We start from the raw sequence: 11,854 nt of genomic DNA on the forward strand, positions 1-11,854 counted from the left end.
TGGCTGTTCCATGTCTCCGGCGACGACATCGCCGGACAAGTGCGGGCGGCCGGGGCACAAGTGGTGTCCGAGCCGCCGCAGACCTACGCATTCATCTCACTGCGGGCGGCCTAAGCGCCCTGCCGCCGCCCCCAGAACTCCCGCGCCAGCGAACGCAAATCCCCCGCCAGCCCCGCCACATCCTGTGAGTTGAGCTGGCTCTGCCGCCCCTCATCCACCGTCAGTTCGCAGGCCGTGCGAATACTGACGATGTTGCGGTTGATGTCCTCGCTCACCGCGCTCTGCTCTTCGACGGCTGCAGCGATTTGCAGGCTCATCTCGGTGATCTGCTCGACCCGCCCGCTGATCCCGTCCAAGGCCCGGGCCGCGCGCTGCGCCTGCTCGACGCTGTTATCCACATGCTCGCTGCTCTGCTGCATCACCAGCACCGCATCCCGCGCGCCGTTTTGCAGGGTGCTGATCATCCGTTGAATCTCATTGGTCGACTGCTGGGTGCGCTGAGCCAGACCACGCACCTCATCCGCCACCACCGCAAACCCGCGCCCGGCATCCCCGGCCCGCGCCGCTTCGATCGCCGCGTTGAGCGCAAGCAGATTGGTCTGTTCGGCGATGCTGCGAATCACCTCCAGCACCCCGGAAATCTCGCTGCTGTGACCTTCGAGCTGATGAATCACCTCGGTCGCCCGCCCCAACTCCTCGGCCAGCCGCAACACCGCGCTGCGACTCTCGCCCACCAGCAGATGCCCCTCACGGGTTTCCGTCCCCGCCATATCCGCCGCCACCGACGCCTGCTGCGCATGGCTGGCGACCTCGGCCACACTGGCCGCCATCTGATGAATCGCCGCCGCCACCTGATCGGTTTCCGCCTGCTGCGCCAACGTACTGGTGTGACTGCTGTGCAGATGATCCACCAACTGCGCCGCATGCCCGGCCAGCCGTTGCGACGCATCACCAATCCGCCCCACCACCGCGCCGACCTGCGCTTCGAGCATCTGCAACGCAAACTCGATCTGCCCGAACTGATCCCGCCGCCCGGTATAAATGCCCTGACTCAACGGGTTGTCGGCAATCACACGCGCACGCTCGGTCAGACGTTCCAGCGGACGCAATAACCAACCCACGCCCAGCGCACACGCGCCACTGCCGGCCACCAGTGCAGCGGCTTCGATGCCCATGGACTCCGGCCGCAGCCAGGCTTCAATCCCAAGCACCACCGCCAGCACCGAACTGGTCAACGCCATGATCCGCGCCCGCAAACCCAGGCTCGGCAGCCGCTGCCAACGCGCCACCCGCCCCTCGCGCAACTGCGCATACGCCCGCTCCGCCGCCGCAATCTGCCGCACATCCGGCCGCGTGCGCACCGACTGATATTCCACCGCCGCACCGTTCTGCGTGACCGGCGTGACATAGGCACTGACCCAGTAGTGATCACCGTTCTTGCAACGATTCTTCACCAGCCCCATCCACGACCGCCCGCGCTTGAGCGTCTGCCACATATGGGCAAACGCCTGCGCGGGCATGTCCGGATGGCGCAGCAAATTGTGCGGCGCACCCAGCAGCTCGTCGCGGCTGTAACCGCTGATCTTGATGAAATCGTCGTTGGCGTAGGTGATCGCGCTGGTCAGATCGGTGGTCGAGAGAATGTTCGCATCCGGCGCAACATCGACATTGCGCCCGGTCACCGGGAGATTGATCTTCATGGAAAGCGCGCTCGTTTTATTGGAAAGAGTCGGCAGGGCTGCTGACTCTAAGCGCACTAACTGGTTAAACGTTGATCTGGCTCAGGAACTGAGCAATTAGCCATCACTGTGACCGAAAATCACAGCGACGGCCGAGGCGGGAATGAATCAGCGCTTGCCCATCGAACGGCGAGTGCCTGACGGCGCCACACCCGGAATCTTGGCGTGACGATCACCGTCCTTGCCCTTGAACTGCGGCTGCTTGGCCGCTTTGGCCGCCGCCAGGTCACCTGGCTTGAACGGAAACTTGAACGCAGGAATGGTCGGCTTGGATTCACCGGCCTCGGCCAGCTCTGCCGGGACATCGCTCACAGCGTTGTCGATTGGGGAAGTCATGAAAGCTCCGCAAAGCAAAAAGTCCGGCCCGGTGGACGAGCCGCGAAAGCGCGCAGTATACCTGCGTGCGCGGAGTTTAAAGAGCCCCCAAAAGGATACGGCCAGGGCCTTTTTGGGATAGGTCGACTAACGGACCACCTCTCCCGATCAACCCAAAAGCACTACAGCAACAAACGGTACACCCAACACATTTCCAAACATCCGAAAATGGAACGCGGAGCGTCCCGGGCTGCATTCCCACGCGGAGCGTGGGAACGATCAAGTAGTAAGCAGTCGCTTTCCGCTTTCCGCTTTCCGCTTTCCGCTTCTCGCTTCTCGCTTCTCGCTTCCCACCACTCAACACAATGAGCGTTAGCTCGAGTACCGCTCTTGACGTGCCGGCCCCATCGGAAGGCTGAGTGGAGGGATTTATCCGGGGGAGGGAGCGCAGCGACCGTGCGGCGCAGCCGCATGCATCGAGAGGATGTGCAGCGAATCAAACCGTAGGCGATGCCCCCGGATGAATCCCGGAACGAAGGAACGCCGAGCCTAGGCGAGGTGCCGAACGCAGGGGCCCAGACCTTTGGTTACTTTGGGGCGTTTGCCAAAGTGACCCGCCGTAAGGGCGGAACCATAAGCGGCCGTTACCGCAACAACGGATATACACCCAAGAAAACTGACAGCCGCGACAGCTAGCCGTCACCCTCCTGACCCCCAAACAAGTTTATAAAGACAAAACCTGCCCAAACCCCGTCCCCCTGGCGCCCCACAAGCATGCAAACCCAGAAGAAAAAAGCCCTGCTCGCTATCCTGCTGATCGCCGTCGCAGCCGGGGCCCTGTGGTTCACCCTGAAACCCGCCCCGGCCAAACTCGCAGCCCCCACCGCCATCCCGGTGCGGGTCGTCGCCGTCAGCGAAAAAGACGTCCCCCGCTACACCAGCGGCATCGGCTCGGTCCTCTCACTGCACAGCGTAGTGGTGCGCCCACAAATCGATGGCATCCTCACCAAGCTCCTGGTCAAGGAGGGCCAACTGGTGAAACAAGGCGACCTGCTCGCCACCATCGACGACCGCTCGATCCGCGCCAGCCTCGACCAGGCCCGGGCGCAACTGGGCGAAAGCCAGGCACAACTGCAAGTGGCGCTGGTCAACCTCAAGCGCTACAAACTGCTCAGCGTCGACGACGGCGTCTCCAAGCAGACCTACGACCAGCAACAGGCACTGGTCAACCAACTCAAGGCCACCGCCCAAGGCAATCAGGCCTCGATTGACGCAGCACAGGTACAACTTTCCTACACCCAGATTCGCTCCCCGGTCACCGGTCGCGTCGGGATTCGCACGGTCGACGAAGGCAACTTCCTGCGCATGACCGACACCCAGGGCCTGTTCACCGTGACCCAGATCGACCCGATCGCCGTCGAGTTTTCCCTGCCCCAGCAAATGCTGCCGACCCTGCAAGGCCTGATCAGCGATCCGCAGCGCGCACAGGTCAAGGCCTACATCGGCGCCGACACCGACGGCGAAACCGGCAACCTGCTCGGCGAAGGTCACCTGACCCTGATCGACAACCAGATCAACGCCAACACCGGCACCATCCGCGCCAAGGCCGAGTTCGACAACCCGAATCAGAAGCTCTGGCCGGGCCTGCTGGTGACGGTAAAAATTCAGACGGCACTGGATAAAGATGCGCTGGTGGTCCCGCCTACCGTCGTACAGCGAGGTCTGGATCAACACTTCGTGTACCGGGTCAACGGCGACAAGGTTGAAGCCGTGCAGGTGCAGATGGTTTATCAGGGCAGCGGCCAGGACATCATCAAGGGCGTGAAGCCCGGCGACGTACTGGTCAGTGATGGCCAGTCACGGCTCAAGCCCGGTTCGACCGTGCAAGTCATGAGCGAGCCGCCGCAGGTGGTGCAAGCGGAGCCCAAGCCATGAAGCAGCACAAAGGCGTTTCGACCTGGTGCATCGATCACCCGGTGGCGACGATTCTGCTGACCATCGCGCTGGTACTGGTCGGGGTGATTGCCTTCCCGCGCCTACCGATTGCCCCACTGCCGGAAGCGGAATTTCCGACGATCCAGGTCTCCGCCCAGTTGCCCGGCGCCAGCCCGGACACCATGGCTTCGTCCGTGGCCACGCCGCTGGAGGTGCAATTCAGCGCCATCCCCGGCATGACCCAGATGACCTCCAGTAGTGCGCTGGGCTCCAGCCTGCTGACCCTGCAATTCACCCTAGACAAGAGCATCGACACCGCCGCCCAGGAAGTGCAGGCCGCGATCAACACCGCCGCCGGCAAACTGCCGAAAGACATGCCGACCCTGCCGACCTGGAAGAAGGTCAACCCGGCCGACAGCCCGGTGCTGATCCTCAGTGTCAGCTCAACGCAAATGCCCGGCACCGAACTCAGCGACCTTGTGGAAACCCTGCTCGCGCGTCAGATCAGTCAGATCGACGGCGTAGGCCAGATCAACATCACCGGTCAGCAACGTCCGGCAATCCGCGTTCAAGCTTCGGCGGACAAACTGGCGGCCATCGGTCTGACCCTCGCCGACATTCGGGTGGCGATCCAGCAGACCAGCCTCAACCTCGCCAAAGGCGCGCTGTATGGCGAATCGAGCATTTCCACGCTGTCGACCAACGACCAGTTGTTCCACCCCGAGGAATACAGCCAGCTCATCGTTTCCTACAAGGACGGCGCCCCGGTTCACCTCAAGGATGTCGCGAAAGTCGTCAACGGTTCGGAAGATGCCTACGTGCAAGCCTGGGCAGGTGATCGGCCGGGCGTGAACCTGGTGATCTCCCGCCAGCCGGGCGCCAACATCGTCGAAACCGTGGACCGGATTCAGGCCGCCCTGCCCGGTCTCGAAGCCATGCTGCCGGCCTCGGTGCAGGTCAAAACCCTGATCGACCGCACCCAGACTATCCGCGCCTCTCTGCATGAAGTGGAAATCACCCTGCTGATCGCGATCCTGCTGGTGGTGGCGGTGATGGCGCTGTTCCTGCGCCAGTTGTCGGCGACGATGATTGTCTCGGCGGTGCTCGGCGTGTCGCTGACCGCCAGTTTCGCGCTGATGTATTTACTCGGCTTCAGTCTGAACAACCTGACGCTGGTGGCCATCGTCGTGGCGGTAGGGTTTGTGGTCGACGATGCGATCGTGGTGGTGGAAAACATCCACCGCCATCTGGAGGCCGGCGACAGCATGCGCGACGCCGCGATCAAGGGCGCCGGCGAGATCGGTTTCACCGTGGTGTCGATCAGTTTCTCGCTGGTGGCGGCGTTCATTCCGCTGCTGTTCATGGGCGGCGTAGTCGGGCGTTTGTTCAAGGAATTCGCCCTGACGGCCACCTCGACCATCATGATTTCCGTGGTGGTATCCCTGACACTGGCGCCGACGCTGGCAGCGCTGTTCATGCGCAAACCGGTGCATCACGCCCATGACAAACCGGGCTTCAGCGAACGGCTGCTCGGCTGGTACGAAAAAGGCCTGCGCCGCGCTCTCGCCCACCAGAAACTGATGATCGGCGTGTTCGGTATTTCCGTCGCGCTGGCGATTGGCGGCTACGTGTTTATCCCCAAGGGTTTCTTCCCGGTACAGGACACCGGTTTCGTCCTCGGCACCACCGAAGCCGCCGCCGATATCTCCTACAGCGACATGGTGAAAAAACACCTGGCAATGGCCGAAATCGTCGCCGCCGACCCGGCCGTCCAGGCGTTTTCCCATTCGGTCGGCGTATCCGGCAGCAACCAGACCATCGCCAACGGCCGCTTCTGGATCGCCCTGAAAAAACGCGGTGACCGCGATGTTTCGGCCAGCCAGTTCATCGACCGCATTCGTCCGCAACTGATGAAAGTCCCCGGCATCGTGCTTTACCTGCGCGCCGGCCAGGACATCAACCTCAGCTCCGGCCCGAGCCGTGCGCAGTACCAATACGTGCTCAAGAGCAACGACGGGCCGACCCTCGCCACCTGGACCCAGAAACTCACCGAGAAACTGCGCAGCATTCCGGCATTCCGTGACATTTCCAACGACCTGCAACTGGGCGGCAGCATCACTCACATCAGCATCGACCGCAGCGCCGCCGCGCGTTTCGGCCTGACAGCGAGTGATGTCGACGAGGCGCTGTACGACGCCTTCGGCCAGCGGCAGATCAACGAATTCCAGACCCAGGTCAACCAGTACAACGTAATTCTGGAGCTGGACACCAAACAGCGCGGCAAGGCCGAAAGCCTCAACTATTTCTACCTGCGCTCGCCGCTGAGCGGAGAGATGGTGCCGCTGTCGGCGCTGGCCCGATTCGATGCGCCGACCATCGGCCCGCTGTCCATTGCCCACGACGGCATGTTCCCGGCCGCCAACCTGTCGTTCAACCTGGCGCCCGGCGTAGCACTGGGCGACGCGGTGATTCTGCTCAATCAGGCCAAGGCCGAAATCGGCATGCCGACCGCCATCAGCGGCAACTTCCAGGGCGCGGCCCAGGCGTTCCAGAGCTCGCTGAAAAGTCAGCCGTGGCTGATTCTCGCGGCGCTGGTGGCGGTGTACATCATTCTCGGCGTGCTCTACGAGAGCTTCGTCCATCCGCTGACGATCATCTCGACTTTGCCGGCGGCGGGTCTCGGCGCGGTGATCATGCTGTGGATCTGCGGTCAGGACTTTTCGATCATGGCGCTGATCGGGCTGGTGCTGCTGATCGGTATCGTGAAGAAGAACGGCATCCTGATGATCGACTTCGCGCTTGAAGCGCAGCGTCATCGCGGGTTGTCGCCGCAGGATGCGATTTTCGAAGCGTGTATCACGCGGTTCCGGCCGATCATCATGACCACCCTCGCCGCCCTGCTCGGCGCACTGCCGCTGATGCTCGGTTACGGCACCGGTGCCGAACTGCGCCAGCCATTGGGGATCGCGGTCGTGGGTGGCCTGCTGGTCAGCCAGATGCTGACGCTGTTCACCACGCCGGTCATATACTTGTGGCTTGAGCGGCTGTTCCACAAGCCCAAACCTGCGCCCATCGCGGCGCTGGCAACGACAGACTGAGGCGGGTCATGCGCGTTCTGATTATCGAAGACGAAGAGAAAACCGCGGACTACCTGCACCGCGGCCTGACGGAACAGGGTTACACCGTGGATCTGGCCCGCGACGGCGTCGAGGGCCTGCACCTGGCGCTGGAAAGCGACTACGCGGTGATCGTCCTCGACGTGATGCTGCCGGGCCTTGATGGCTTCGGTGTGCTGCGCGCGTTGCGTGCGCGCAAGCAGACGCCAGTGATCATGCTCACCGCCCGCGAGCGGGTCGAAGACCGGATCCGAGGCCTGCGCGACGGCGCCGACGATTACCTCGGCAAACCGTTTTCCTTCCTCGAACTGGTGGCGCGCCTGCAAGCGCTGACCCGGCGCAGTGGCGGCCATGAACCGGTACAAGTGAGCATCGCCGACCTGTGGATCGATCTGATCAGCCGCAAGGCCACCCGCGCCGGCACCCGGCTGGATCTGACCGCGAAGGAGTTTTCGCTGCTCAGCGTGCTGGCCCGGCGTCAGGGCGAAATCCTCTCGAAAACCGCGATTGCCGAGATGGTCTGGGACATCAATTTCGACAGCGACGCCAACGTGGTCGAAGTCGCGATCAAACGCCTGCGAGCCAAGCTCGACGGGCCGTTCGACGAGAAACTGCTGCACACGATCCGGGGCATGGGTTATGTGCTGGAGAGCCGTGGTGTCCAGTAATTCGATTGCGCTACGTCTGAGCGGGATGTTCACGCTGGTGGCGCTGCTGGTGTTCCTGTTGATCGGCGGCGCGCTGTATCAACAAGTGGACAAAGGCCTGGGCCTGCTGCCGGAAGCGGAGCTCGATGCGCGTTACAGCGTGCTCGAATCCGCGCTCAATCGGTATGGCACCCCCGAGCATTGGGTGAAGATCAACGCCAAGCTCAAGCTGCTCGGCGAAGAAGACAAGCGCATCCGTTTCTGGGTGGTCAGCGGCAATCCGGGGTACGAATTTGGCGAGCCGGATGCCTTGATCCGCGCGTTTGCCCAAGGCCCGCTGGGCATGCGCGATCTGCAACTGCCCGACCATCCCTACCCGCTGAAAGTGTTGCTGACCGAACTGCCGGCCAAGGATCAACGCCCCCCGCTGCGCTTCATGATCGGCATCGACACCGAGACCTTTCACCAGACCCAGCATCAGTTGCTGATCGCGCTGGTGAGTCTGGCGGTGATCGGCGTGCTGCTGGCCTCGGCATTGGGTTATTGGGTGGCGCGGATCGGCCTCAAGCCGTTGATCAAACTGTCCCACGAAGCCCAGCGTCTGGCGCCGCCGTTGCGTGCCGGGCGACTGCGTCTGTCGCCGTTGCCGCCGGAACTGGAGCAGTTCGTCGACTCGTTCAACTCGACGCTGGAGCGGGTTGAACAAGCGTACTCACGGCTGGAATCCTTCAACGCCGACGTCGCCCATGAGCTGCGCTCGCCGTTGACCAACCTGATCGGCCAGACCCAGGTCGCCCTCACTCGCGGACGCTCTGCCGAGCATTATTTCGAAGTGCTGCAATCCAACCTCGAAGAACTGGAACGCCTGCGTTCGATCATCAACGACATGCTGTTCCTGGCCAGCGCCGATCAGGGCAGCAAGGCCACCAAACTGACCTCGACCTCGCTGGCCGATGAGGTGGCGACCACCCTCGAATACCTCGACTTCATCCTCGAAGACGCGCAGGTCCAGGTGCAGGTAAGCGGCGATGCGCAGGTGCAGATCGAAATCGCCCATCTGCGCCGGGCTTTGATCAATCTGCTGAGCAACGCGGTACAACACACCGCGCCCGGTCAGGTGATCGAAGTGCAGATCGCGGTCGAGGACCATCAGGTCAGCATCGGCGTGGCCAACCCCGGTTCGCCGATTGCCAGTGAGCATTTGCCGCGCTTGTTCGAGCGCTTCTACCGGGTGGATGCGTCGCGCAGCAACAGCGGTAACAACCACGGCCTGGGGCTGGCGATCGTCAAGGCGATTGCGTTGATGCACGGCGGCGATGTGTTTGTGCGCAGTGATCGCGGGATGAACACCTTCGGGATCCATTTGCCGGTCTGATGCCACTGACCCGGCGTTACCACCGGTCAGTTTAAAGCCCAAAAGTGGTCCCACCTGTAATTTCTGACAGTAGACGGTGCTCCGCTCACCTCATCAAATGAACAGACGAATACCACGCCGGTATTTGCCGCGTTTCATTGAATGACCTGGAGGTCAGGATGAGCAGCAATGCTACAGACAACTCAAACGTGAGCTCGATAGGCTTTCTAAGAACAACGGAAGACTACGATGGAAAAATTGATACGGCCGACGTCACCTATCGACAGTCCCCTACAGGTAACAAAGGTATTACCCTTGATGCCAAGTTAGAGCTCAAAAATCCTGACCCAAGTGACGGTCGTGCTTATTTTATCGGTATGCAAATTGATTTCCCCCCGACGTTAACGACAGGTACTCATTCACTCACTGAAACGTGGCCGGACATCATCCGGGTCGGACGCTTCACTCAACTGGACAGTCAACGAACATCTATTCCCGCTGACAGCGGATCGCTCACCTTGAAACTGTTCGATGCGAACCTAGGCCATGCTCAAGGATCGTTAGAGGCCCATATCCCAATGGATGGAGCCTCACGCAAGTTCACTGCAGAATTCGACATCCGAGATGAGACAGAGAAGTCAATTTATTGAGCTTCGATAGGCGCCACGACTAGTCGTTGAGTTCGTGGCGTTCTCTGCAGCTATTCCTTGTTTTTCGTCCTGACTGTTACCAATCAAACAAAAGTCCTTTCATGAATTGGCTCTGTTTCCCCATGGCCAGGATCCTTATCTTTGCCCGCACCAAACAGCACTTGCCAAGCAAGAAGGTTTTCAAGATGTCCAACAGTATGGGTATTGCCAGCGCTTTCGTTTTGTCCTCATTGATCCTGTCGCCAATGGCGATGGCTGAAGAATCCCAGACGTTCGTAGCGCAAAACGCCGCTCGCGCTCACGCATTCGAACAGCATCAGGCAGAAGTGATGGCCAAGGCTCAAGACGCCACGCAAGCCCCTCAGGCCGCCACTTCCCAGACTCAGGCTTCAGAGAAAGACAGCTGAGTCGCGCACCGCGCAACGTTTCCCTCGACGCGGTTGTTTGGCTCTTCCCGTTCAACCGTCGTCCTTGCAGGCCGCTGATTTTCAGCGGCCTTTTTTCGTTGTGGTCTGTAAGCTGTCCGGTTCGTCTTTAACAATTAGAAACATCCCGCACCTCAAGACATTGAAGTGTCAGTTGACCCCAAGGAGCTTTACCGCACGTGCGTTACCCAGTTCGCTTCACCCCGCTGTTCATTGCAATTGCCGCAACGATTGCCCCCGCCGCCCACGCTGCCGAAGCCGAGCAACAAGGTTTCGTCGAAGGCGCGAGTCTCAACCTCAACGCCCGCAACTACTACATGAACCGTAACCGTCTGCAGCAGACGGATGACAACATCGAGTGGGGCCAGGGTTTCCTCGGCAAATTCGAGTCGGGCTACACCGAAGGCACGGTCGGCTTCGGCATCGATGCCCACGCCATGCTCGGTCTGAAACTCGACGGCGGTGGCGGCACCGACAACTCCAGCATCCTGCCGGTCAGTGACGGCAGCGGCAAAGCGCCGGGCTCGTTCTCCACGGCGGGCGGCACCTTGAAGATGCGAGCGTTCGATACCGAGCTGAAGGCCGGTGACCTGTTCCTCGCCAACCCGGTGATCGCCGGTGGCGAGACGCGCATGCTGCCGCAGACCTTTCGCGGCCTCAGCCTGACCAATCACAGCTTCGACGGCTGGATGATTGAAGGCGGCCAGGCCAGCTTCACCAAACCCTACAACCAGAGCGGTCACAAACGCATCGGCACCTCTTACGGCACCCTCGCCGACGGCGACAAGAGCCAGCACCTGAACTGGGCCGGCGTGGCCTGGAGCGGCGTCGAAGGCCTGACCAGCAGCCTGTATGCCTCCGAGTTGAAGGACATCTGGAACCAGTACTACTACGACCTCGACTACACCTGGGCGTTGAACGATCGGGTGACCCTCAACCCGGGTCTGCACTTCTATCACACGCAGGACACCGGCGACGCGCTGCTGGGCAATATCGACAACAACACCTACAGCCTGCATCTCACCGTCGGCATCGGCAGCCACAGCGTCACCGCCGCGTATCAGCGGGTCAACGGCAACACGCCGTTCGATTACATCAGCCAGGGTGACAGCGTTTACCTCGACAACTCCCAGCAGTACTCGGACTTCAACGGCCCGAACGAGCGCTCGTGGAAACTCAAGTACGCCTACGACTTCGCCGGCATCGGCCTGCCGGGCCTGACTTCGTCGCTGTCCTACTCGCGCGGCACACTGGACCTGACCAAGGCCGATCCGGACAGCAAGGGTTACGCCTCGTGGTACAGCGCCGAAGGCCGCAACGCCAAGCACTGGGAGCGCGACATCGACCTCAAGTACGTGGTGCAGGGCGGCCAGGCCAAAGACCTGGCGGTGCGTCTGCAATGGGCGACCAACCGTGGCGGCAACGGTTACGGCGCGCTGGATACGGACACAGATGAATACCGTGTGATCATCGACTACCCGATCAACGTCTTCTAAGATCGGCGCTACAGTAAAAGGCCAGCCTGATGCGCTGGCCTTTTTCTTGCCTGTGGCAGCGAAGCGGGTACAACTACGCTTACAAGAATCCCTTACCGAAACCGAACCATGATCGCGAGCCGCACCCCTACCGTTTCCGGCACGACCGGACGCTCCGAGCTGCTGCTGATCCTCGGC

Annotated in this window: 9 protein-coding genes and 2 pseudogenes; 8 read left to right on the forward strand and 3 right to left on the reverse strand. The window is 61.4% G+C overall.

Annotated features, from left to right (window positions below; translation table 11 throughout):
• Window positions 1-114, forward strand: a pseudogene (locus K5E37_RS24140) (YkgJ family cysteine cluster protein); the annotation flags it as partial.
• Here the strand turns inward: K5E37_RS24140 and K5E37_RS24145 are convergent.
• The 3 genes and pseudogenes from K5E37_RS24145 to K5E37_RS24150 all read right to left on the reverse strand — a co-directional run bounded on the left by K5E37_RS24145 (window position 111) and on the right by K5E37_RS24150 (window position 2,075).
• Window positions 111-1,175 carry a methyl-accepting chemotaxis protein gene (locus K5E37_RS24145; protein ID WP_409348079.1) on the reverse strand — a complete coding sequence of 355 codons (1,065 nt, stop codon included), beginning with the start codon at window positions 1,173-1,175 and terminating at the stop codon, window positions 111-113. The pseudogene K5E37_RS24140 and the gene K5E37_RS24145 sit on opposite strands and share 4 nt — an antisense overlap.
• A gap of 243 nt (window positions 1,176-1,418) precedes the next feature.
• Window positions 1,419-1,700: pseudogene (locus K5E37_RS29750) on the reverse strand (PAS domain-containing protein); the annotation flags it as partial.
• Between the two features lie 147 nt (window positions 1,701-1,847).
• Entirely contained in the window at window positions 1,848-2,075 is a 228-nt protein-coding gene (locus K5E37_RS24150) for a hypothetical protein (protein WP_192562346.1), read from the reverse strand.
• 753 nt (window positions 2,076-2,828) lie between these two features.
• On the opposite strand from K5E37_RS24150, the gene K5E37_RS24155 reads away from it, so the two are divergent.
• From K5E37_RS24155 to K5E37_RS24185, 7 genes are all read left to right on the forward strand, one after another.
• Window positions 2,829-3,989, forward strand: coding sequence for an efflux RND transporter periplasmic adaptor subunit (locus tag K5E37_RS24155; RefSeq protein ID WP_085606909.1), 1,161 nt, complete (start codon window positions 2,829-2,831; stop codon window positions 3,987-3,989).
• Window positions 3,986-7,087, forward strand: coding sequence for a multidrug efflux RND transporter permease subunit (locus tag K5E37_RS24160; RefSeq protein WP_127799820.1), 3,102 nt, complete (start codon window positions 3,986-3,988; stop codon window positions 7,085-7,087). Before K5E37_RS24155 ends, K5E37_RS24160 begins: the two co-directional genes overlap by 4 nt.
• Before the next feature lie 8 nt (window positions 7,088-7,095).
• Window positions 7,096-7,773 carry a heavy metal response regulator transcription factor gene (locus K5E37_RS24165; RefSeq protein ID WP_003228008.1) on the forward strand — a complete coding sequence of 226 codons (678 nt, stop codon included), beginning with the start codon at window positions 7,096-7,098 and terminating at the stop codon, window positions 7,771-7,773.
• The gene (locus tag K5E37_RS24170; protein WP_221535358.1) at window positions 7,763-9,127 is read left to right on the forward strand and encodes a heavy metal sensor histidine kinase; all 1,365 of its coding nucleotides are present in this window, start codon (window positions 7,763-7,765) and stop codon (window positions 9,125-9,127) included. The genes K5E37_RS24165 and K5E37_RS24170 overlap by 11 nt, the downstream gene beginning before the upstream one ends.
• 158 nt (window positions 9,128-9,285) lie before the next feature.
• The gene (locus K5E37_RS24175) at window positions 9,286-9,756 is read left to right on the forward strand and encodes a hypothetical protein (protein ID WP_221535359.1); all 471 of its coding nucleotides are present in this window, start codon (window positions 9,286-9,288) and stop codon (window positions 9,754-9,756) included.
• A 185-nt stretch (window positions 9,757-9,941) separates the two neighbouring features.
• Entirely contained in the window at window positions 9,942-10,163 is a 222-nt protein-coding gene (locus K5E37_RS24180) for a hypothetical protein (RefSeq protein ID WP_085607035.1), read from the forward strand.
• Window positions 10,164-10,360: 197 nt separating this feature from the next.
• Window positions 10,361-11,677: an OprD family porin gene (locus K5E37_RS24185; protein WP_221535360.1), complete on the forward strand. Its 1,317-nt coding sequence runs from the start codon at window positions 10,361-10,363 to the stop codon at window positions 11,675-11,677.
• Window positions 11,678-11,854: the final 177 nt, after the last annotated feature.

Source organism: Pseudomonas sp. RIT778 (assembly GCF_019718735.1).
Taxonomy (GTDB): domain Bacteria; phylum Pseudomonadota; class Gammaproteobacteria; order Pseudomonadales; family Pseudomonadaceae; genus Aquipseudomonas; species Aquipseudomonas aphyarum.

Excerpts from the sequence above, each read along its gene's own strand:
- K5E37_RS24145 (WP_409348079.1), bottom strand. The coding sequence starts at position 1,175 with ATGGGCATCGAAGCCGCTGCACTGGTGGCCGGCAGTGGCGCGTGTGCG.
- K5E37_RS24150 (WP_192562346.1), bottom strand. The coding sequence starts at position 2,075 with ATGACTTCCCCAATCGACAACGCTGTGAGCGATGTCCCGGCAGAGCTG.
- K5E37_RS24155 (WP_085606909.1), top strand. The coding sequence starts at position 2,829 with ATGCAAACCCAGAAGAAAAAAGCCCTGCTCGCTATCCTGCTGATCGCC.
- K5E37_RS24160 (WP_127799820.1), top strand. The coding sequence starts at position 3,986 with ATGAAGCAGCACAAAGGCGTTTCGACCTGGTGCATCGATCACCCGGTG.
- K5E37_RS24165 (WP_003228008.1), top strand. The coding sequence starts at position 7,096 with ATGCGCGTTCTGATTATCGAAGACGAAGAGAAAACCGCGGACTACCTG.
- K5E37_RS24175 (WP_221535359.1), top strand. The coding sequence starts at position 9,286 with ATGAGCAGCAATGCTACAGACAACTCAAACGTGAGCTCGATAGGCTTT.
- K5E37_RS24180 (WP_085607035.1), top strand. The coding sequence starts at position 9,942 with ATGTCCAACAGTATGGGTATTGCCAGCGCTTTCGTTTTGTCCTCATTG.